Origin of the sequence: Pseudomonas orientalis, assembly GCF_001439815.1 — a bacterium.
Classification (GTDB): Bacteria; Pseudomonadota; Gammaproteobacteria; order Pseudomonadales; family Pseudomonadaceae; genus Aquipseudomonas; species Aquipseudomonas orientalis.
The window spans coordinates 1-22,830 of sequence record NZ_JYLM01000016.1 but is presented as its reverse complement, the minus strand read 5'-3'; the positions used below and the strand labels follow the sequence as shown (position 1 = coordinate 22,830).

Annotated in this window: 15 protein-coding genes; 7 read left to right on the top strand and 8 right to left on the bottom strand. The window is 62.3% G+C overall.

Annotated elements, in window-relative coordinates:
* A complete protein-coding gene (cra, locus tag TU82_RS26210) occupies nucleotides 1-996 on the bottom strand; it encodes a catabolite repressor/activator (protein WP_057726122.1) in 996 nt (331 codons plus the stop codon).
* A gap of 293 nt (nucleotides 997-1,289) precedes the next feature.
* On the opposite strand from cra, the gene ptsP reads away from it, so the two are divergent.
* The 4 genes from ptsP (at nucleotide 1,290) to TU82_RS26190 (ending at nucleotide 8,518) form a co-directional block, all read left to right on the top strand.
* Nucleotides 1,290-4,148: a phosphoenolpyruvate--protein phosphotransferase gene (ptsP, locus tag TU82_RS26205; RefSeq protein ID WP_057726121.1), complete on the top strand. Its 2,859-nt coding sequence runs from the start codon at nucleotides 1,290-1,292 to the stop codon at nucleotides 4,146-4,148.
* Complete coding sequence (gene pfkB / locus TU82_RS26200; RefSeq protein WP_057726120.1) at nucleotides 4,149-5,069, top strand: 1-phosphofructokinase; 921 nt, start codon at nucleotides 4,149-4,151, stop codon at nucleotides 5,067-5,069.
* 11 nt (nucleotides 5,070-5,080) lie between these two features.
* The gene (locus TU82_RS26195) at nucleotides 5,081-6,784 is read left to right on the top strand and encodes a PTS fructose-like transporter subunit IIB (RefSeq protein WP_057726119.1); all 1,704 of its coding nucleotides are present in this window, start codon (nucleotides 5,081-5,083) and stop codon (nucleotides 6,782-6,784) included.
* Nucleotides 6,785-6,976: 192 nt separating this feature from the next.
* Nucleotides 6,977-8,518: an alkaline phosphatase D family protein gene (locus TU82_RS26190; protein ID WP_057726118.1), complete on the top strand. Its 1,542-nt coding sequence runs from the start codon at nucleotides 6,977-6,979 to the stop codon at nucleotides 8,516-8,518.
* Nucleotides 8,519-8,714: 196 nt separating this feature from the next.
* Here TU82_RS26190 and TU82_RS26185 read toward each other — a convergent pair whose 3' ends face one another.
* Both TU82_RS26185 and TU82_RS26180 read right to left on the bottom strand, forming a co-directional pair.
* Nucleotides 8,715-11,240, bottom strand: coding sequence for a PepSY domain-containing protein (locus tag TU82_RS26185; RefSeq protein WP_057726117.1), 2,526 nt, complete (start codon nucleotides 11,238-11,240; stop codon nucleotides 8,715-8,717).
* Nucleotides 11,241-11,364: 124 nt separating this feature from the next.
* Entirely contained in the window at nucleotides 11,365-13,653 is a 2,289-nt protein-coding gene (locus TU82_RS26180; protein WP_057726116.1) for a TonB-dependent receptor, read from the bottom strand.
* Between the two features lie 204 nt (nucleotides 13,654-13,857).
* Here TU82_RS26180 and TU82_RS26175 point away from each other — a divergent pair, with 204 nt between their 5' ends.
* A complete protein-coding gene (locus TU82_RS26175) occupies nucleotides 13,858-14,538 on the top strand; it encodes a Fe2+-dependent dioxygenase (protein WP_057726115.1) in 681 nt (226 codons plus the stop codon).
* A gap of 1 nt (nucleotide 14,539) precedes the next feature.
* Nucleotides 14,540-15,289 carry a tetratricopeptide repeat protein gene (locus TU82_RS26170; protein WP_057726114.1) on the top strand — a complete coding sequence of 250 codons (750 nt, stop codon included), beginning with the start codon at nucleotides 14,540-14,542 and terminating at the stop codon, nucleotides 15,287-15,289.
* Between the two features lie 70 nt (nucleotides 15,290-15,359).
* Here the strand turns inward: TU82_RS26170 and TU82_RS26165 are convergent, their stop codons facing one another.
* The 5 genes from TU82_RS26165 to TU82_RS26145 form a co-directional block, all read right to left on the bottom strand.
* A complete protein-coding gene (locus TU82_RS26165) occupies nucleotides 15,360-16,523 on the bottom strand; it encodes a type III PLP-dependent enzyme (protein ID WP_003188470.1) in 1,164 nt (387 codons plus the stop codon).
* Between the two features lie 409 nt (nucleotides 16,524-16,932).
* The gene (locus TU82_RS26160) at nucleotides 16,933-18,090 is read right to left on the bottom strand and encodes an osmoprotectant ABC transporter ATP-binding protein OsmV (protein ID WP_057726113.1); all 1,158 of its coding nucleotides are present in this window, start codon (nucleotides 18,088-18,090) and stop codon (nucleotides 16,933-16,935) included.
* A complete protein-coding gene (locus TU82_RS26155) occupies nucleotides 18,087-18,740 on the bottom strand; it encodes an ABC transporter permease (protein WP_057726112.1) in 654 nt (217 codons plus the stop codon). The genes TU82_RS26160 and TU82_RS26155 overlap by 4 nt, the downstream gene beginning before the upstream one ends.
* Nucleotides 18,741-18,752: 12 nt before the next feature.
* On the bottom strand, nucleotides 18,753-19,646 hold the full coding sequence (locus TU82_RS26150) for a glycine betaine ABC transporter substrate-binding protein (RefSeq protein ID WP_057726111.1): 894 nt from the start codon (nucleotides 19,644-19,646) through the stop codon (nucleotides 18,753-18,755).
* 19 nt (nucleotides 19,647-19,665) lie between these two features.
* Entirely contained in the window at nucleotides 19,666-20,418 is a 753-nt protein-coding gene (locus tag TU82_RS26145) for an ABC transporter permease (protein ID WP_370671691.1), read from the bottom strand.
* Between the two features lie 296 nt (nucleotides 20,419-20,714).
* On the opposite strand from TU82_RS26145, the gene TU82_RS26140 reads away from it, so the two are divergent.
* Nucleotides 20,715-22,298 carry a peptide chain release factor 3 gene (locus TU82_RS26140; RefSeq protein WP_057726109.1) on the top strand — a complete coding sequence of 528 codons (1,584 nt, stop codon included), beginning with the start codon at nucleotides 20,715-20,717 and terminating at the stop codon, nucleotides 22,296-22,298.
* Nucleotides 22,299-22,830 lie beyond the last annotated feature (532 nt).

The following is a 22,830-nucleotide window of genomic DNA, read 5'->3' as shown; positions in this document are numbered from 1 at the left end:
TCAGGCCTCGTGAATGCGCTGCTTGAAGGTTCGGCTGATGCCGTGCACGCCGGGCTGGTAGTGTTCTTCTTCAATGGCCGCCAGGGCCAGGCGCAGGGCAGTGTCGGCGATCAGTTGATGCTGCTGGGCCATGGCGTTGACCGGCAACGGCAAAAAATCCAGCAACTGCGTATCGCCGAAGGTGCCCAGGCGCAGGGGCCGCGACTTGAGCGGGAAGTCGTGCAGGGCGTCAAACACGCCTTGCAGCAGCACGTAGGACGTGGTCACCAGGGCGTCAGGCAGATGCCCCAGGCGCTGCAGTAATTGCTCCATCAGCTGTCGCCCGCAGTCGCGGCTGAAGGCCTCACCCTGTTCGATGATCACCTCGCCGGTAAAGCCTTGCAGGGCTTCGCGGAAACCTGCGGCACGCTCCTGGCTGATGCTCAGCTCCGGATGGGCGCCGATCAGGGCGATTTGCTTGGGCAGCGGGTGCAGCAGGCTGCCGGTGAGCTGCTGACAGGCTTGACGGTCATCGCTGACCACCGAGCAGAACTGGTTGGGCTCCATGACCCGGTCGATGGCGATCACCGGCAAGCCTTTGGCTTGCAGCTCGCGATAGCTGTCATCCTCGGCCGGCAGGCAGCTGGCGACAAACAGCGCATCGCAACGCCGCGCGCGGAACAGTTGCAGCAACTGGCGCTCGCTGTCAGCCTCATCATCGGAGCTGGCGATCAGCAATTGATAGCCGCGCGCCCGTGCGCCCTGTTCGAGCAACTTGGCTATGCGTGCGTAACTGGGGTTCTCCAAGTCCGGCAGGATAAAGCCCAGGGTGCGTGTGTGCCGGCTGCGCAATCCGGCCGCTTGCGGGTTAGGCGTAAAACCGTGGGCCTGGACCACGGCCCGCACCCGCTCCACCGTCGCGTTGCTGATGCGTTGTTGTTCGGCCTTGCCATTGATGACATAGCTGGCGGTGGTCACGGACACACCGGCCAGACGTGCGATATCACTGAGTTTCAAACCGGGTTTCCTTGTTTTTTTGAGCGTGCCCCGACATTTTGTCCAATCGTAACCGATTCCAGCACACGACCAATGTCCCACAACAGGCGCCGAGTGGCCCTTCAAGCTTGCGCAATTAACGCGTAATCTGCCATAAATTCTAGATTAAACGTTTCAGCAAGGGTATTTTTACGATGTTCGCCGCTGAGTGGCTACTGCCAACTGACCGCTCAGTCAGTTACTTTTGAACGCCGCCAAGCTGATTTATTCAAAACAATACCTAGTGCGCACCTCGCACTAACTAGGAGAACGGCATGCTCGAGCTCACTGTAGAGCAGATATCCATGGGCCAGGTGGCAGTGGATAAATCTGCGGCCTTGCACCTGCTCGCGGAAAAACTGGTGGCCGATGGCCTGGTCGCCGAAGGTTATCTCAGTGGCTTGCAAGCCCGTGAAGCCCAAGGCTCGACCTTTCTTGGTCAAGGCATCGCCATTCCTCACGGCACCCCGGAAACCCGCGACCAGGTGTTTTCCACCGGCGTGCGTCTGTTGCAGTTTCCCGAAGGCGTGGACTGGGGCGACGGCCAGGTGGTGTACCTGGCGATCGGGATTGCCGCCAAATCCGATGAACACTTGCGCCTGCTGCAATTGCTGACCCGCGCCCTGGGTGAAACCGACCTCGGCCAGGCGCTGCGCCGTGCCGGTTCCGCCGAGGCCTTGCTGAAACTGCTGCAAGGCGCGCCGCAGGAGCTGGCACTGGATGCCCAGATGATCAGCCTCGGCGTGTCGGCCGATGATTTCGAGGAACTGGTGTGGCGAGGCGCGCGCCTGTTGCGCCAGGCCGATTGCGTGAGCAACGGCTTTGCCGCCGTGTTGCAGCAAGTCGATGCACTGCCCCTGGGCGATGGCCTGTGGTGGCTGCACAGCGAGCAGACGGTCAAGCGTCCGGGCCTGGCCTTCGTCACACCGGACAAACCCATGCGCTACCTGGGCCAGCCGCTCAATGGCCTGTTCTGCCTGGCCAGCCTGGGCGAAGCGCATCAGGCGTTGCTCGAGCGCCTGTGCGCCTTGCTGATCGAAGGGCGCGGACAGGAATTGGGCCGCGCCACCAGCAGTCGTGCCGTGCTTGAGGTGCTGGGTGGCGAACTGCCGCCCGACTGGCCCAGCGCGCGCATCACCCTGGCCAATGCCCATGGCCTTCATGCGCGCCCGGCGAAGATCCTCGCGCAACTGGCGAAAAGCTTCGATGGCGATATCCGCGTGCGCATTGTCGACGGCCCGGTCGGCGCGGTGTCGGTGAAAAGCCTGAGCAAGCTGTTGAGCCTCGGCGCGCGGCGTGGCCAGGTGCTGGAGTTCGTCGCCGAGCCGAGCATTGCCGGGGATGCGCTGCCGGCCCTGTTGGCCGCAATTGAAGAAGGCTTGGGCGAAGAAGTCGAGCCGTTGCCGACCGTCAGCGCCCAGCCCGCCACCGTCGATGTCGAGCCGGTCATCAGCGCGCCGCTGCCCGGTAGCCAGGTCCAGGCGATTGCCGCCGCGCCCGGTATCGCCATCGGCCCCGCGCATATCCAGGTGCAACAGGTCTTCGACTACCCCTTGCGCGGTGAGTCCTGCGCGGTTGAGCGCCAGCGCCTGCACACCGCGCTGAGTGATGTACGTGGCGATATCGAAGGCCTGATCGAACGCAGCCAGTCCAAGGCGATTCGCGAGATCTTCATCACCCACCAGGAAATGCTCGACGACCCGGAGCTGACCGACGAAGTCGACACCCGCCTCAAGCAGGGCGAAAGCGCCGAAGCGGCCTGGATGAGCGTGATCGAAGCGGCCGCCAGGCAGCAGGAGTCGTTGCAGGATGCCTTGCTTGCCGAGCGCGCCGCCGACCTGCGCGATATCGGTCGCCGCGTATTGGCGCAACTGTGCGGCGTCGACACCGCGCAGGAGCCCGATGAACCCTACATTCTGGTGATGGACGAAGTCGGCCCTTCGGACGTCGCGCGCCTGGACCCGGCCCGTGTCGCCGGCATCCTCACGGCCCGTGGCGGCGCCACGGCCCACAGCGCCATCGTTGCCCGCGCGCTCGGTATTCCCGCGCTGGTCGGGGCGGGCGCAGCGGTGTTGCTGCTCAAGGCCGGCACGCCGTTGCTGCTCGACGGCCAGCGCGGCCGCCTGCACGTCGACCCCGATGCCGCCACCCTGCAACGCGCGACCGTTGAGCGCGACACCCGCGAACAACGTCTGCAAGCGGCCTCCGCGCAACGCCACGAACCGGCGCTGACCCGCGACGGCCATGCGGTGGAAGTGTTCGCCAATATCGGCGAAAGCGCCGGCGTGGCCGCGGCGGTGGAGCAGGGCGCCGAGGGCATCGGCCTGTTGCGCACCGAGCTGATTTTCATGGCTCACCCCCAGGCGCCGGACGAAGCCACCCAGGAAGCCGAATACCGCCGCGTACTCGACGGCCTCGACGGGCGCCCGCTGGTGGTGCGTACTCTCGATGTGGGTGGCGATAAACCGCTGCCGTACTGGCCGATTGCCGAGGAAGAAAACCCCTTCCTCGGTGTGCGCGGCATTCGCCTGACCCTGCAACGCCCGCAGATCATGGAAGCGCAACTGCGCGCGCTGTTGCGTTCGGCGGACAGCCGGCCGTTGCGCATCATGTTCCCCATGGTCGGCAGCGTGGATGAATGGCGCGCCGCCCGGGATATGACCGAGCGTCTGCGCCTGGAAATCCCGGTGGCCGACCTGCAACTGGGGATCATGATCGAAGTGCCTTCGGCCGCGCTGCTGGCGCCGGTACTCGCCCGGGAAGTCGACTTTTTCAGCGTCGGCACCAACGACCTGACCCAATACACCCTGGCCATCGACCGTGGCCACCCGACGCTGTCGGCCCAGGCCGATGGCCTGCACCCGGCCGTGTTGCAACTGATCGACATCACCGTGCGTGCCGCCCATGCCCATGGCAAATGGGTCGGCGTGTGCGGCGAGCTGGCGGCGGACCCGCTGGCGGTGCCGGTGCTGATTGGCTTGGGCGTGGATGAGTTGAGCGTGTCGGCGCGCAGCATTCCCGAAGTGAAGGCACGGGTACGTGAATTCAGCCTGAGCCAGGCCCAGGGCCTGGCGCAACAGGCACTCGCGGTGGGTTCGCCCGCCGAAGTACGTGCTCTAGTGGAGGCCGTGTAAATGGCAAGGATTTTGACCCTGACGCTGAATCCGGCGTTGGACCTCACGGTACGCTTGGCGCGTCTGGAACCCGGTGAGGTCAACCGCAGCGAAACGCTCATCACCCATGCCGCCGGCAAGGGCGTGAACGTGGCGCAGGTGTTGGCCGACCTGGGCCACGAGCTGACGGTGGGCGGCTTTCTGGGCGAAGGCAACCCGCAGGCTTTCGAGGCACTGATTGCACAGCGTGGTTTTACGGACGCATTTGTTCGTGTGCCCGGCGAAACCCGAAGCAATATCAAGATTGCCGAACACGATGGCCGCGTCACCGATATCAACGCACCCGGACCTGAGGTGTCGGCGCAGGCGCAGAACGCGTTGCTTGAGAAACTGGCGCGGATTGCCCCGGGGTTCGATGCCGTGGTGGTGGCCGGCAGCTTGCCGAGGGGCGTGAGCCCGCAATGGTTCCAGGCACTGATCGAGCAATTGAAAAACCTCGGTTTGAAGGTGGCCCTGGACACCAGCGGCGAAGCCTTGCGCGCCGGATTGAAGGCGGGCCCCTGGATGGTCAAGCCCAATACTGAAGAACTTGGCCAGGCGCTGGATAACGCCACGGATGCCATCCGCCAGTTGCATCAACAGGGTGTGGAACATGTGGTGGTCTCCGACGGTGCCGCCGGCGTGAGCTGGTACAGCTCGGGGGCGACCCTGCAGGCCACGCCGCCCAAGGTGACGGTTGCCAGCACCGTAGGCGCCGGCGACTCGCTGCTGGCCGGCATGCTTCACGGCCTGCTGCGCGACGAAGCGCCCGAGCAGACCCTGCGCCGCGCCACGGCGATTGCCGCGATGGCGGTGACGCAGATCGGTTTCGGCATCAGCGATGACGCGCAGTTGGTGCGTCTCGAAAGCGGCGTCGCTGTGCGCACGCTGACAGAACAATAAGAGGGTTTGTGATGAAGTTAGCCATTGTTACCGCCTGCCCGAACGGCATGGTCACCAGTGTGCTGTGCGCCCGCTTGCTGGACGCCGCCGCACAGCGCCAGGGCTGGAGCACCAGTGTCGAAGTGGTGGACGTGCAACGCCCGGACAGCCAGCTGTCCCAGGCGACCCTCGATGACGCCGAATGGGTGTTGCTGGTCAGCAGCACGCCGCTGGATATGCAACGTTTTGTCGGCAAACGCGTGTTCCAGAGCACGCCGGCCCAGGCGCTGGCGGATGTCGATGCGGTGTTGCGCCGCGGCGCCGAGGAGGCGCAGGTCTATGTGGCGACGGATGCACCGGCCAAGAATGCGCCGCGCATTGTCGCGATTACCGCTTGCCCGACCGGCGTTGCGCATACGTTCATGGCCGCCGAGGCCTTGCAGCAGACCGCCAAGCGCCTGGGCTATGACCTGCAGGTCGAGACCCAGGGCTCGGTCGGTGCGCGCACGCCGTTGAGTCCGCAGGCCATCGCCGATGCCGATGTGGTGCTGCTGGCGGCGGATATCGAAGTCGCCACCGAGCGCTTCGCCGGCAAGAAGATCTACCGCTGCGGCACCGGCATTGCCCTCAAGCAATCGGAAGCCACCCTGAACAAGGCGCTGGCCGAAGGTGCGGTGGAAAGCGCCGGCAGCGGTGCGGTGGCCAAGTCGGAAAAAACCGGCGTGTACAAACACCTGCTCACCGGGGTGTCGTTCATGTTGCCGATGGTGGTGGCGGGCGGTTTGTTGATCGCCCTGTCCTTTGTGTTCGGCATCCATGCCTTCGAGGAAAAAGGCACCCTGGCGGCGGCGCTGAAAACCGTCGGTGACCAGGCGTTCATGCTGATGGTGCCGTTGCTCGCAGGCTACATCGCCTACTCGATTGCTGACCGTCCCGGCCTCGCGCCGGGCATGATCGGCGGCTTGCTCGCGGGCACGCTGGGCGCCGGGTTCATCGGCGGGATCTTCGCCGGTTTCCTGGCCGGCTACAGCGTCAAGCTGATCTCACGGGCGGTGCGCTTGCCGCAGAGCCTGGAGGCGCTCAAGCCGATCCTGATCATCCCGTTGCTGGCCAGTTTGTTCACCGGCCTTGCCATGATCTACCTGGTCGGCCCGCCGGTGGCGCGCGTGCTGACCGGGCTGACGGATTTTCTCAGCACCATGGGCACCACCAACGCGGTGCTGTTGGGCATCCTGTTGGGCGGCATGATGTGCGTCGATCTGGGCGGGCCGATCAACAAGGCGGCGTATGCGTTTTCCGTCGGCCTGCTGGCGGCGTCAAGCGGGGCGCCGATGGCCGCGACCATGGCCGCCGGCATGGTGCCGCCGATTGGTATGGGCATCGCAACGTTCCTGGCCCGACGCAAGTTCGCCCAGACTGAACGCGAAGCCGGCAAGGCCGCGATGATTCTCGGGATGTGCTTTATCTCCGAAGGCGCCATTCCGTTTGCGGCCAAGGACCCGCTGCGGGTGATCCCGGCCAGCATTGCCGGGGGCGCGTTGACGGGGGCGCTGTCGATGTACTTCGGTTGCAAACTGGCCGCGCCCCACGGCGGGTTGTTCGTGCTGGTGATTCCGAACGCGATGAATCATGCGCTGCTGTATCTGCTGGCGATTGTGGCCGGCAGTGTGCTGACCGGTGTGGTGTATGCGCTGCTCAAGCGCCCGGAAGCGGTGGAGCTGGCAGTAGCTGCCTGACGCGGTAAAAAAATGTGGGAGGGGGCTTGCCCCCGATAGCGGTATGTCAGCCAGCTTATTTGCAGCTGACACACTGCTATCGGGGGCAAGCCCCCTCCCACATTTGATCTTCATTGGCGGTGAGAGCGGTGTCATGTCTGCTTCATCGACGCATGCTTTAGTGGCCCTTTTGATACTCAAGAGGGCACCCGTATGAGCCACTTCGATCTCGGCCGTCGCCGCGTGATGCAAGCTGTCGGCGCAGGCCTGCTGCTGCCGGGCCTGGCGCCGGCGGTGATTGCGTCGGTCAAGGACCGCCCGCTGCTCACCGATGGCGTGCAATCGGGGGATTTGCTCGGCGATCGTGCGATGATCTGGAGCCGCAGCGACCGACCTGCGCGGATGGTGGTGGAGTGGGACACCCGCAGTGTGTTCAGCAACCCGCGCAGATTCGTCTCGCCCCTGGCCGATAACCGCAGCGATTTTACCGCCCGCGTCGAACTCACCGGGCTGCCCGCCGACCAGGCGATTTTCTACCGCGTGCATTTTGAAGACGCCCAGACCGGCATCGCCAGCGAGCCGTGGTTCGGCCACTTGCGCAGCGTGCCGCAACAGCGTCGCGACATCCGCTTTGTATGGAGTGGCGACACCGTCGGGCAAGGCTTCGGCATCAACCCGGACATCGGCGGCATGCGCATCTATGAAGCCATGCGCCTGCGCCTGCCGGACTTCTTTATCCACAGTGGCGACACCATCTACGCCGACGGCCCGGTGCCGGCGCAATTGGCCACCGAGGGCGGACGCATCTGGCGCAACATCACCACCGAAGCCAAGAGCAAAGTCGCCGAAACCCTGGATGAATATCGCGGCAATTACCGCTACAACCTGCTGGATGAAAACGTGCGGCGCTTCAATGCCGAGGTGCCGCAGATCTGGCAGTGGGACGACCACGAGGTGATCAACAACTGGTCATCCGGCAAGCAGTTGGATGAGCGTTACCAGACTCGCGACATCAATACCCTGGTCGGCCGCGCGCGCCAGGCCTGGCTGGAATATTCACCGATGCGCCGGCAAAGCGCCGACGCGGGCGGGCGGATTTATCGCACGCTCAGTTACGGCCCGCTGCTGGATGTGTTCGTGCTGGACATGCGCAGTTATCGCGGCCCCAACGACGACAACCTGGGCGGTGAAAAGCCCTTCCTCGGCCGCGAGCAACTGGACTGGCTCAAGCGCGAACTCAAGGCGTCCCGGGCGCAGTGGAAAGTGGTCGCGGCCGACATGCCCATCGGGCTGGGCGTGCCCGACGGTGAAGTCAGCCCCGGCGTGCCGCGTTGGGAAGCGATTGCCAACGGTGATCCCGGCCCGGCCCAGGGGCGAGAGCTGGAAATTGCCGAATTGCTGGGGTTCCTGCGCGCGCACAAGGTGCGCAACCATGTATGGCTGACCGCCGATGTGCACTATTGCGCGGCGCATCACTATCACCCGGATCGGGCGGCTTTCCAGGATTTCGAGCCGTTCTGGGAGTTCGTCGCGGGGCCCTTGAATGCCGGGAGCTTCGGGCCCAATCCGTTGGACAAGACCTTCGGTCCCGAGGTGGTGTTCGAGAAGGCACCGCCGGCGCAGAACACTTCACCGTTTGCCGGGTTTCAGTTTTTCGGCGAGGTGCAGATTGATGGGCAGACGGCGGAGTTGACGGTGATCCTGCGAGACTTGGATGGGCTTTCAGTGTTCGAACAGAAGCTGCAACCCACCTGACTTGGAATACAGTAAAACGGTGGGAGGGGGCTTGCCCTAATGCCAGTCTGTAGGAGCGAGCTTGCTCGCGAAAAATTCACAGGCACCGCGTTCATTCAGAAAACACGCGTTATCGTTGACGTTTTTCGCGAGCAAGCTCGCTCCTACAAAAAGCCTTAAGCCCCTCCCACATTTGATCTTCAGTGTCTGTAAAGGATCAGTACACATCCCGGCGATAGCGGCCTTGTTCGATCAGGCGCTCCACCGCTTCACCGCCGAGGATAGCCACCAGCGCCTGGTCCACGCCCGTGGCCATGCCCTGCAAACTGCCGCACACATAAATCGCCGCACCGTCCGCCAGCCACTTGCGCAGCACATCGGCGGACTCGCGCAGGCGATCCTGTACGTAGATTTTTTCCGCCTGATCCCGCGAGAACGCCAGGTCCAGCAGGGCCAGGTCACCACTGGCCAGCCAGCCTTGCAGTTCTTCCTGGCACAGATAGTCGTGGGCGATATGGCGTTCGCCGAACAGCAGCCAGTTACGTTGTCGGCCGTCGGCAATGCGCGCCTTGAGCAAGCTGCGCAGGCCGGCGAGGCCGGTGCCGTTGCCCAGCAGGATCAGCGGCACCGGCGCATCCGGCAGATGAAAGCCGCTGTTGCGGCGCAGGCGCAGGCTGATGCTTGAGCCTACGGCGGCATATTCAGTCAGCCAGCCGGAGCCCAGGCCCAGGCTGCCATCGGGATGACGCTCCTGGCGCACGATCAGCTCCAGCACGCCGTCGCTGGCAATCGAGGCGATCGAGTATTCGCGCATGCCCAGGGGGATCAGCGCATCCACCAGGGCCTGGGCGTGCAGGCCGACCAGGTGCGTGCGGTTGTCCGGTAGCTGGCGTGTGGCCAGGGCCTGGTTCAGTGTTTGCGCCAGGCCTTCGATCAGCACGCCGTCGCTGCCGGCCAGGCCCAGCCCTTCCAGGAAGTGCTCGACGGCCCGTGGACCATTGCGCGGCAGGATTTCCACCAGGTCACCGGCCAGCCAACTGATGGGCGAGGGCGGCGTGAGGCCCAGCAGGTACACGGGGGCGCCGATGCTGCCGGGGTTGAGCAGGGTGCGTTGGCTCAAGGCCCAGTGTTCAAACTGGGCCATCTGCCACGCGGCTGCCGGCGCGTGACCGGTGAGCTGGCCGAGCTGTTGTTGCCAGGTCATCAAGGCTTCTGTGTCGCCATTGTCGACTTCCACCGGCGCGAACAGCGGGGTACCGCCCTGGTGCGTCAGCCAGAAATGCAGACGCCTCGCAAAGCCGCAAAAGTGCGCGTACTGCCGGTCGCCCAGGGCCAGTACCGAGTAGTTCAAGCCTTTGAGGGACAGGTCCTGGCCGAGCACGCTGCGCTCAAAGCCGCGGGCGCTGTCGGGCGCTTCGCCGTCACCGAATGTACTGACCACGAACAACGCCTGTTGCGCCTGGCTGAGGTCATCGCGGCTGACGCTGCCCAGGGGCTGCACCTTCACCCCGAGCCCTGCGGCCTGCAATTGCCCGGCGGTTTGCCAGGCCAACTGTTCGGCAAAGCCGCTCTGGCTGGCAAAGCCGATCAACCAGGCCGGCGCGTCGCTGTGGCTGACCACCAGGCCGTTGCGCGCGTCCCGCACCTGGCGTTTTTTGCGCCGGCGGTCCAGGTACAGCAGCCAGCCGGTAATAAAGAACAACGGCATGAGCAGCGCGCTCACCGTGAGGACGATTCGCCCGACCAGCCCGAAATAACTGCCGGTGTGCAGTGCATAGACACTGGTCAGCAACTGCGCCTTGAGGCTCTTGCTGGCGTAACGCTCATGGGACGTGACCTCGCCGGTGGCCGGGTCGAGGTTGATCTGGTTCAGCGCGCGGTCATGGGGCGAGCTATCCAGCAGGTAATACACGGTGGCCGGTTGCCCGGCGACGGCCGGCAGGCGGATGTTGTAGGCGCTCAAGCCAGGGCCGGCGTTGCTGTAGATGCTGCTCCAGATCGCCTCGTAGTTGGCCACGGGCGCGAGGCCAGCAGGCGGCGGGCCGCGCTTGCGCATACGCTCGTTCTGCGGCGCATCGGAGAGCAGTTTGGTCACGCCCTGGTTGTACCAGTCATAGGACCAATACAGCCCGGTCAGCGCTGCCAGCAGGTAAAACAGCAGGCACCAGGTGCCGAACACCGAGTGCAGGTCCCAATTGAAGCTGCGGCCCTTTTTGCGCCAGTCCAGGGTCAGCCATACGCGCCAGTTTTTGACCTGGCGCGGCCAGCGCAGGTACAGGCCGGAAAGGCAGAAGAACAGCAGGATCAGGGTGCAGGCGCCGGTGATATTGCGTCCGGTATCGCCGATGGCGAGGAAGCGGTGCAGCTGCAGGATAAAGCCGAATACGTCCTGGCCGACGGCGTCGCCCAGGTAGTCGCCGGTGTACGGATCGAAGTAACGCATCTGGCCGCGCCGCTCGCCCGGCGGTGGGGTAAAGGCCACTTGGCCGGCATTGCCGCTGTGGTCTTCGACCCACAGCATCGCCACGCGCTTGCCTTCGGCGGCTTCCAGCTTGCGCACCAGCTCGGCGGGCGGCAGCACGCCTGCTTCGCGTTTCTGCACGCTCAATACCGTGGGGTTGAGCGCCCGCAGGATTTCATCCTGGAACGAGTACGCAGCCCCGGTGATCCCCATCAAGGCCAGCACCAGCCCGGCCGTGATGCCGAAGAACCAATGCAACTGGAACAGGGTTTTCTTCAACACGTCGGAGCGCCTCGCTTAGCTGGATATAGGTATCACGGCGCGCATTATGCCGTGAGTTGCCGGGAAACACGCAAAAGCCCCACGCATCCGATGCGTGGGGCTCCTGGTTGAACTGGGACCGCTTTTAGAAGTGGAAGCTGGTGGTCAACAACGCCGTACGACCGGCCGCCTGGTTGGCGAAGTGCGTGGAGAAAGCCTTGTCGTAGTAGGTCTTGTCGGTCAGGTTCTGCACGTTCAATTGCAAGTCGACGTTCTTGGTCAGCTTATAGCTGGCCATGGCGTCGTAGCGGGTGTAGGAGGGTACATACACCGTGTTGCCGACATCGCCGTAAATCTGGTCGACATAGAAGGCGCCGCCGCCGATGGTCAGCTTGGGCGTCACGTCGTAGGTGGTCCACAGGCTGAACGAGTTCTTCGGCGTATTAGGCATCTGGTTGCCGGTATTGGAACCGGCGCTGACCACACCGTTACGCCCGTTGAGGCCGGATTTAACCAGCTCGCTGTCCAGATAGCTGTAGCCCGCAAACACCTGCCATTGTTCGGTGATTTTGCCGCTGGCGGACAACTCGATGCCATCGACCTGAGATTCACCGGCGTTCTGGTAGGTGAGCGCATCCACCAGGATGCGGGTGTTTTTCTTTTCGGTGCGGAAGATAGCTGCGGTCAGGGACAGGCGGTCGTGGAACAGGTCCCATTTGGTGCCCAGTTCGTAGTTGACGGTTTCTTCTGGCTGCAAGTCGCTGGTGGCGGCACCGGCAGACAGTGGGTTGCCGTCGGAACCTTCGCCTATCAGGCCACCGGCTGGCGTGGCCGATGTTGCGTACGAGGCGTAGATGCTGCCGTTCTCCACCGGCTTCCAGACTAGGCCGGCTTGCCAGTTGAAGAACTGGCTGTCGTCCTTGATCCTGGTGCGTCCGGCGACGGCGTTGGTGTTGGCTTCAGTGTCAAAGGTGTCGTAACGCAAGCCTACGTTCAGCAGCCATTTCGGATCGAGCTCGATGGTATCGAATACGTACGCGGCGCGGCTGGTGGCCTTGGTGTTGGTGCCGTTGTAATTGCGCGCGATGCTGCCGTTCCAGGCGTCGTCGGGGTTCGGGTTGCTCAGTGAGGTGCACTGGCCGCCCAGGCTGCCCTTGGCCAAGGTGCAGACCGGGTTGGCGTTGGGGCTGACGGTGTAGCCGCTGACGCGGGTTTCTTCACCGGTGAATTCCAGGCCGGTGGAGTAGCTGTGCTTGAAGCCCAATGCCTGGAAGCTGCCGAACAGGTCGGTCTGGTTGGTAGTCGTGGTGGTGGTGGAAACGCGACTGTTGGCGCGGCGCCACACGGTGCCGAACTGGTTGACGTTGTGCTGGCTGTCATCAGGCTGCGTCAAGATGTAGTCCTGGCCGGTGCTGCCATGGCGCAGGGTGTTTTTCAGCGTCATGTTGTCGTTCAGGTCGTGCTCGATGGAGAACGTGCTGATGTCGGCGCGGGTCTTGCGGAAGTCGCGGCTCTTCAAACCGTAGAAGTTGTTGCTGTCGCCGCCGTCGGTGGGCTTGTCGTGCACGTGGGCCGCACGCGCGCCATTGTTGCCGTAGGCGTAGGGGATCCCCGAATCCGGCAGGTCGTCGCTTTCCATGTGGTAGTAGCTGAGGTTGACGCGGGTCGGTGTGCCCAGGCCAAAGGTCAGCGAGGGTGCCACGCCCCAACGGTCGTAATTGACCGCATCGCGGCCGGCGACGTTTTGCTCGTGGCTCATCAGGTTCAGGCGGAAGGCGGCGCTGTCGTCGAGGAACTGGCGGTTCACGTCGAGCACGTAGCGGCGGGTCTGGTCGGAACCGTAGGTGAAGCCGCCGTTGGTGAAGTCCCGCGCTTGCGGGGTCTTGCTCACCAGGTTGAGGCTGCCACCGGCCGAGCCGCGACCGCCGAAGGACGAGTTCGGGCCTTTGCTGACTTCGATGGATTCGATGTCGAAGATCTCGCGGCTCTGGCCGCCGGTATCGCGCACGCCGTCCAGGTAAGTGTCGCCCTGGGCGTCGAAGCCCCGGATGAACGGACGATCGCCCTGGGGGTTGCCGCCTTCACCGGCGCCGAAGGTAATCCCCGGTACGGTGCGCAGGGCGTCCTGCAGCGAGGTGGCGGCGGTGTCCTTGAGCACTTGCTGCGGGACCACGGTCACCGAGCGCGGGGTGTCCACCAGCGGCGCGGTGTATTTCTGCGAGGAGGCTTTTTCCACCTGATAGGAAGTGGTGTCCTGATCCTGGCCGGTAATGTTGGTGGCGCCGAGGGAGATAGGGTTGCGCCCGCCTTGTGGTTCGGTGTTTTCAGCCGCCTGCGCCAGGTGGGCGACAGAGCTGGCGCTGAGGGCAACGCCGATGGCCGAAGCCAGCATGCGTGGTGAACTGGCGGTTGTTGTTGGTGTGGTGCGCGACATGACGTGTCCTTTCCCCAAGGATGTGAGGTCGCGGAATATAGGGTGAACAAGACTTTCTATCAATTGCGATACATTACTATTCGCGTTGAATTTACATTCTTTACACTTTTTGCTTACGGATTTTGCGCTCTCGTTCGTCGCGTCGTTTTACAGGGAGGATAAGAATCAATACCATTGCCAGCTCTCTGACCTCAGGTATCGCTCATGTTGCTGCATATTCCCGGCCTGTTCTCTCGCGAGGAGGTGCAGCGTATTCGCCAAGCCCTGGAACAGGCCGAATGGGCCGACGGCAAAGTCACCGCCGGGCACCAGTCCGCCAAGGCCAAGCACAACCTGCAATTACCCGAGGGCCATCCGCTGGCCAAGGAAATCGGCGCGGCGATGCTGGAGCGCTTGTGGAGCAACCCGCTGTTTATGTCAGCGGCGTTACCGCACAAGGTGTTTCCGCCGCTGCTCAACTGTTACACCGCAGGCGGCAGTTTCGACTTTCATATCGACAACGCGGTGCGTCAGCCCACAGGCAGCCACGAGCGCGTGCGCACCGACCTGTCGTCCACATTGTTCTTCAGCGACCCCGACGACTACGACGGCGGCGAGCTGGAAATCCAGGACACTTTCGGCCTGCAGCGCGTCAAGCTCCCTGCGGGCGACATGGTGCTGTACCCGGGTTCGAGCCTGCATAAAGTCAACGCGGTGACCCGTGGCGCGCGCTACGCCTCGTTCTTCTGGACCCAGAGCCTGGTGCGCGAAGACAGCCAGCGCACCCTGCTGTTCGAGATGGATGGCGCCATCCAGCAACTGAGCCGCGACGTGCCCGACCATCCGGCGCTGATCCAGCTCACCGGCACCTATCACAATTTGTTGCGCCGTTGGGTTGAGGTCTGAGATGGGGTTTTTACTGCGTCGCCAGGAAGTGCTCAACGTCGAGCAATTGCAGTCGATGCTCGATGATTCTCCGGTGCGCGCCGCCCAGGCGATTCTGATTGCGGCCAGGGAAGGCGTGGTCGATGCCCAGGCGTTGCTCGGGCAGATCCTGCTGGAAGGACGCGGCATTGCCCGCGATCAAGCATTGGCGCTGCGCTGGTTTCGGATTGCGGCGCAAGGCGGGCACTTGATGGCGCGCAATATGGCCGGGCGTTGCCTGGAGCATGGTTGGGGGTGCGCCGCCGATGAAGCGGCGGCTGCGCGGGATTACCGGCTGGCAGCAGAGGCCGGGCTGGATTGGGGGCAGTACAACTACGCCAACCTGCTGGCGACCGGCCGTGGCGTTGTGCAGGATCAGGTCCAGGCGCTGGTGCTGTATCGCCAGGCGGCAGAGCAGGGCCACGCCAAGTCGATGAATCTGCTGGGGCGCTATCTGGAAGATGGGCAGTATTGCCCGAGGGATTTTGAAGCGGCCGTTGAGTGGTACCGACGTTCAGCCGAAGCCGGGGATTTTCGTGGACAGTTCAGTTATGCGGCGGTGTTGGCCGATAGCGGCCAGATCGAAGCGGCACTGGAGTGGTTGCGCAAAGCGCTGGACGGCGGGAATTCAAAGTTTTTGCGGGGGGCACACAAGGCGCTGGCAATCGCCTACGATCCGCAGATTCGCGCCATGGCCGATGCATATCAACAGCGTGCCTTGAGCGTTTCCTGAGGCATAAAAAAACCCATGAAATGTCATGGGTTTTTTCTTATAGCTTGTAGCTTAAAACTTACTGCTGCTTTTAAACGTAAAACGACTTCAACGGCGGAAACCCATTGAACTCAACCGCGCTGTAGCTGGTGGTGTAGGCACCGGTCGACAGCCAGTACAAGCGATCGCCAATCGCAAGGTTCAACGGCAGGCCGTACTTGTAGTTTTCATACATGATGTCGGCGCTGTCGCAGGTCGGGCCGGCAATGACCACCTCTTCCATCTCGCCTTTTTTCTCGGTCCAGATCGGAAACTTGATGGCTTCGTCCATGGTTTCGATCAGGCCGGAGAACTTGCCCACATCCGTGTACACCCAACGCTCGACGGCGGTACGCGACTTGCGCGCTACCAGCACCACTTCGCTGACCAGGATACCGGCGTTGGCGATCAACGAACGGCCTGGCTCCAGAATGATTTCCGGCAGGTCGTCGCCGAAGTCTTCCTTGAGGAAGCGGATGATTTCTTCAGCGTAGGTTTCCAGGCTGTTGGTGCGGGTGATGTAGTTGGCCGGGAAGCCGCCGCCCATGTTGATCAACTTCAACTCGATGCCGTCTTCTTCCTTGAGGCGCTCGAAGATCACTTTGACCTTGGCGATCGCCGCGTCCCACACGCTGATGTCGCGCTGTTGCGAACCGACGTGAAACGAAATGCCGTACGGCACCAGGCCCAGGTCACGAGCCAGGATCAGCAGGTCCATGGCCATGTCGGTCTGGCAGCCGAACTTGCGCGACAAAGGCCAGTCAGCCGTGGTCGAGCCTTCGGTGAGGATACGCACGTACACTTTCGAACCCGGCGCGGCCTTGGCGATGTTGCGCAGGTCGGCTTCGGAGTCGGTGGAGAACAGGCGCACGCCTTTCTCGTAGAAGTAGCGGATGTCCTTGGATTTCTTGATGGTGTTGCCGTAGCTGATACGGTCGGCGCTGACGCCACGGTCCATGACCTTGTCCAGCTCGTAGATCGAGGCGATGTCGAAGCTCGAGCCCTTGTCTTTCAACAGGTCGATGATCTCGACGGCCGGGTTGGCCTTGACCGCGTAATACACCTTGGCGAATTCGAAACCGGCGCGCAGGTCATCGTAGGCCTGGCTGATCATCGCGGTGTCGATCACCACGAACGGGGTTTCCTGTTTGTCGGCGAACGCCTTCATTTTGTCAAAGGTGGCGCGCGCGAAATAATCTTCGACGTTGATCGACATGCTGGGAACTCCTAAGGGCAAACTAATTTGATCAATGGGTGCAAATGAACGTCCTCCGTATCCCCACTTTGGTTCGCCTACTTCCCAAGGCATGTCGCCGAAAGCAAAAAGGCCATGGGTTAAGCTTCCCTTGGCCTTGCTGTCTCGTCGTCAGTACTTGAGCCGGATGGATCGTTTCCAGCATGGACGTTCGGCGCGAACTTTAGGGCTTGGCGGGCGTGGGATCAACTAAAAATGTCGCGTTTGTGCACGCGTTCGTCGCGCGACCCCGTGCAGCTACTTATGTAACCGACCGGTGTGACGGATTGATGTTCCCCGCTGAAGGGGAATTGAGCACATTTCCCTGACTCACCGTGGGGCAAATGTGGGAGGGGGCAAGCCCCCTCCCACATTTTTTTACCGCGTTGTGTCAGGCCAGGGCGGTCTCGGCAGGCGAAACGATACTGGTCTTGCCGCCACGGGATTTGCCGGAACTCAGGTACTCGGCAATCGATTCCTGCGTCACTTCCCCGAGGAACACCCGCTCGGCATCCATCACCGGCAACCATGAACGGTTGAACTCGTACATGCGCGACAGCAGGATGCGCAGGTGCTCGTCATACGCCGCCGTGGCGTTGAACTCGCGCAGGTACTGGCCGCAGGTACCGGCCTGACGGTGCAGGTCGCGACGGCGTACATAGCCCAGCGCCTTGTTCTCGGCGCAGGTGACCACTACATAGCGGCGGTCGTGCTCGTCCATCAACTCCAGCGCATCGGCTACCGGGGTTTCCGGGCTCACCGACGGCGCGTTGTCCGCCGCGTCTTCGGCCTTCACCAGCAGCAGGCGCTTGAGGGTGCTGTCCTGGCCGACGAAGTTACTCACGAACTCGTCCGCCGGGTGCGCCAGCAGCGTGTCCGGGTGGTCGATCTGCAACAGCTTGCCGGCGCGGAAGATCGCAATCTTGTCACCCAGCTTGATGGCTTCGTCGATGTCGTGGCTGACCATGATCACGGTCTTGTTCAGCGCGCGCTGCATTTCGAAGAACTCGTTCTGGATCATCTCGCGGTTGATCGGGTCGACCGCGCCGAACGGTTCATCCATCAGCAGCAACGGCGCATCGGCCGCCAGGGCGCGGATCACACCGATGCGCTGTTGCTGACCACCGGACAGTTCCCGCGGGTAGCGATGCAGGTACTGCTTGGGTTCCAGCTTGATCATGCTCATCAACTCGCGGGCGCGGTCGTGGCATTTCTGCTTGTCCCAGCCGAGCAGCTTGGGCACCACCACGATGTTTTCTTCGATGGTCATGTTCGGGAACAGGCCGATCTGCTGGATCACGTAGCCAATGTTGCGGCGCAGGGTCACTTCATCCAGGTCGGTGGTGTCCTCGCCGTTGATCAGGATCTTGCCCGACGAGGGCTTGATCAAGCGGTTGATCATCTTCAACGTCGTACTCTTGCCGCAGCCCGAAGGACCGAGGAATACGCAAATTTCGCCTTCGTTGACGGTCAGGCTCACATCGTTGACGGCGGTGACAGTCTTGCCGTTGCTTTGAAAAGTCTTGGACAGGTTTTGAAGTTCGATCATTTGAGCAATCCTTTTGGAGTCAGCGAGCGTTGCAGCCATTGCAAGAGCAGGTCGGCGAAGATGGCCAGGAGACTGACCAGCACGGCGCCGACAATCAGCATCGACATGTCGCTGCGGCTGATGGAAGCCAGAATCAGTACACCCAGGCCACCGGCGCCGATGGTGGCGGCGATGGTCATCACACCGATGTTCATCACCACGGCGGTGCGCACACCGGCGAGGATCACCGGCACGGCAATCGGCAATTCGACCATGCGCAGGCGCTGGCCGAACGTCATGCCGATGCCTTTGGCGGCCTCGCGGATACCCGGTTCAACACCGGTGAGCGCCAGGTAGGTGTTACGCATGATCGGCAACAGGGAGTAGAGGAACACGGCGGTAATCGCCGGCATCGGTCCCAGGCCCTGGCCAAATTTGGAGTAGAACGGCAGCAACAGGCCGAACAGGGCGATGGAGGGCACCGTGAGCAATACCGTGGCGCTGGCTTGCAAGGGGCCTGCAAGTGTCGGATAGCGGGTCATCAGCACGCCCAAGGGCACACCGACGACAATCGCGAGAATCACAGCAATACCGACCAGGGTGATGTGCTGCCAGGTCAGGTGCAGGACCTGGGCCCAATCAAGATGGGAAAAGGCGTTCAAAAATTCCATGTCTTCTCCTTTTTAGTTGATTGGATGTTGGCGCAGGAAATCGGCGGCAACGGCGGACGGGCTTTCATGGTCGACATCGACCCGCGCATTCAGCTGGCGCATGGTTGCGTCGTCGAACAGAGTGGCCAAAGGCTTGAGCTCGGCGGCCAGTTGCGGGTGCTGGTCGAGGTACTCCTGACGGATCACGGGGGCTGCGGTGTAGTCCGGGAAGTAATGCTTGTCGTCTTCGAGCAGCTTCAACTTGAACGCATTCAGGCGCCCGTCGGTGGTGTAGACCAGGCCGGCAAACACCTGGCCATTGCGCAGCGCGGTGTAGACCAGTCCAGCGTCCATCTGCCGGGTGTTCTTGCGCGTCAGGTTCATGTCGTACAGCTTGACCATGCCCGCCAGGCCGTCGGAGCGGTTGGCGAACTCGGTGTCCAGGGCGACCAGGCGGTGGTCCTTGGTGTCTGCGGCCATGGCTTGAGTGAGATCGCTGATGCTGTTGATCTCGGGATGTTCCTGAGCAACCTTCTCCGGCAACGCCAGGGCGTAGGTGTTGCTGAAGCGCGATGGCGACAGCCAGACCAGGCCTTTTTCCGCGTCGAGTTCTTTGACCCGTGCGTAGGACTGTTCGCTGTCGAGCTTCTCGTCGATGTGGTTGTAGGCCACCAGCGACACGCCGGTGTATTCCCAGATCAGATCCAGTTGCCCGCTTTCCTGGGCACTGCGCGCCAGGTTGCTGCCCAGGCCGCCCGTCACACGGGCGTCATAGCCCTTGGTGCGCAGGTACTGGGAGGTGATTTCGGCGAGCAGGGTCTGTTCGGTGAACACCCGGGCGCCGATGCGGATTACGGGTTTGTCGGCGGCTTGCGCAATACCTGCAAGCAGCAGGACGCAGCCTAATATCAAGCTTAGTTTTTTCATCTGGATTCCTTACCTGGCGTTAAGACGGGCGCAACCCGCGTTCCAGCCAGAGGCGGCTGGCCATGGTCACCAGGCCGTCAAGCAGCAATGCCAGCAGCGCGGTGCACGCAGCGCCGAGCAGCAGTTGTGGCTGGTTGTTCAGGGCAATGCCGGGGAAGATCAGGCTGCCCAGGCTGTTGGCACCAATCAGGAACGCCAGCGGCGCGGTACCGACGTTGATCGCCAGGGCCACGCGCACACCGCCGATGATGATCGGCACAGCGTTGGGCAGCTCCACACGAAACAGCACCTGTCGCGGGGTCATGCCGATACCGGTGGCGGCTTCCTTCAGGGAGCCCTGAACATTCTTCAGGCCTTCGTAGGTGTTACGCACGATGGGCAGGAGGGAGGCGAGAAACAGCGCGAAGATCGCCGGGCCGCTGCCGATGCCGAGGACGCCGAGGGCGATGGCCAGTACGGCCAGAGGAGGGACGGTGTTGCCGATGTTGAAAATCTGCATGAAACGTTCTGCGCGCCCGACCATGTTCGGTCGACTGAGCAGGATACCGGCGGGGATCCCCACGATCAGGGCGGCCAGCATGGACACTAAAACCAGAATCAGATGAGCTTGCAGGTAAAACAACAAATCGTCGCGGTACAGTTCGATCGTGTTGATGCCGATCCAATGGACCAGCAGGGCCAGGAGCGCGACGACAACCGCTGCTCCCATAAGCCCTTTGCCATAGCGAATAGCCACAGGCGGACTCCTTTTTTCTTCTGTCGACGAACACATTCCTGCGTGGCAAGCCATTGCTGGCTGTCAGCGAAATGTGATCGCGAAATGCAGCTCGCCAATGCCGTCAAAAGCGGCATGAGTTCGAGCCATAAGCGCAGCCTCGTCAGGCTAACTTGCTGATTTTCCAGCCCCTGTTCCGAGTGCGTAAGCAGGGGAGTGGACGTCTCTACCTTTTAAAAGGTTCCACACTTGGGCGCATTTAGCCACCCCCAATGGGCTCAACGGTGGTCCGTACCCTCGTGTTTGCGCTATACTCGCCGCCCTTTTTTGACTCACCTGCCAGGCGATTTCCCATGACCCACCAGGCCGCCGAAGTCGCGAAACGCCGCACTTTCGCCATTATTTCCCACCCCGATGCCGGTAAAACCACCATCACCGAAAAGCTGTTGCTGATGGGCAAGGCAATCGCAGTGGCCGGCACGGTGAAATCGCGCAAATCCGACCGCCATGCGACATCCGACTGGATGGAAATGGAAAAGCAACGGGGTATTTCCATTACCACGTCGGTCATGCAATTTCCGTATCGCGACCACATGGTCAACCTGCTCGACACCCCGGGCCACGAAGACTTCTCCGAAGACACCTACCGCACCTTGACGGCGGTGGACTCGGCGCTGATGGTCCTCGACGGCGGTAAAGGCGTCGAGCCCCGCACCATCGCGTTGATGGACGTGTGCCGGTTGCGCGACACGCCGATCGTCAGCTTCATCAACAAACTCGACCGCGATATCCGCGACCCCATCGAGCTGCTGGACGAAATCGAAGCCGTCCTGAAGATCAAGGCCGCGCCGATCACCTGGCCGATCGGTTGCTACCGCGATTTCAAGGGCGTATATCACCTGGCCGATGACTACATCATCGTCTACACCGCCGGTCATGGGCATGAGCGCACCGATGTGAAAATCATCGAGAAGCTCGACTCCGACGAAGCCCGCGCCCACTTGGGCGACGAGTACGACCGCTTTGTCGACCAGCTGGAACTGGTGCAGGGCGCCTGCCACGCGTTCAACCAGCAGGAATTCCTCGACGGTCAATTGACCCCGGTGTTCTTCGGCACGGCCTTGGGCAACTTCGGTGTCGACCATGTGCTCGACGCCGTGGTGGATTGGGCACCCAAGCCCCTGGCCCGCGTGGCCAACGAGCGCACCGTGGAGCCGGTCGAAGAAAAATTCACCGGCTTCGTGTTCAAGATCCAGGCGAACATGGACCCCAAGCACCGCGACCGCATCGCCTTCATGCGTATCTGCTCCGGCCGCTACGAAAAGGGCATGAAGATGCGCCACGTGCGCACCGGCAAGGACGTACGCATCGGCGACGCCCTGACATTCTTCTCCTCCGAGCGTGAACAGCTCGAAGAAGCCTACGCCGGTGACATCATCGGCCTGCACAACCACGGCACCATTCAGATCGGGGATACCTTCACCGAAGGCGAAGCGCTGGGCTTCACCGGCATCCCGCACTTCGCCCCGGAACTGTTCCGCCGCGTACGCCTGCGCGATCCGCTCAAGTCCAAGCAACTGCGCCAAGGTCTGCAGCAGTTGGCGGAAGAGGGCGCCACCCAGGTGTTCTTCCCCGAGCGCAGCAACGACATCATCCTCGGCGCCGTGGGTGTGCTGCAGTTCGATGTGGTCGCCAGCCGTTTGAAAGAGGAATACAAGGTTGAATGCTCCTACGAGCCGATCACCGTGTATTCGGCGCGCTGGATCGAGTGCAGCGATAAGAAAAAGCTGGAAGAGTTTTCCAACAAGGCCGTGGAAAACCTCGCGGTGGACGGCGGTGGTCACCTGACCTATCTGGCGCCGACCCGGGTCAACCTGGCGCTGATGGAAGAGCGCTGGCCGGATGTGAAATTCCGCGCGACCCGCGAACACCATTAAAGTCTGAGCGGTAGCAGAGAGGGCGAAGCTGTCATGGCTTCGCCCTTTTTGTTGGCTTTGAAATGCAACCAAATGTGGGAGGGGGCTTGCCCCCGATAGCGGTCTTTCAGTGACATGTAACGTCCTGACCCACTGCTATCGGGGACAAGCCCCCTCCCACATTTTGCCCTCTATACGGCTGGGGATTGGCGAGAACCCTGCATCGGGTCTAGCGTTCACACATTGACTGCGAAGGAGACCACCGTGCGCAATGTTCGATACGCTATTTGTCTGATGCTACTGGCAGGCCCGGGGCTTACGACGCTCCCGGCACTGGCCGGCGATGGCACGCCCCAATGGAAGGACACCGGCCCTGTCACCAAGAGAAAGGCCAACAGGTCAACTCCGGCAGCTGGAAACCGCAGTCTCAGCCCACCGATGTCAGGGATCCGGAAAACCCCGTCAACGAAGGGGAGGACAGTGAGACCTTTGACGACGGCGAGACCTGAGACGCGGCGCTAACCCAAAAAGAAGCCCTTCCCGCCAGGCTGAT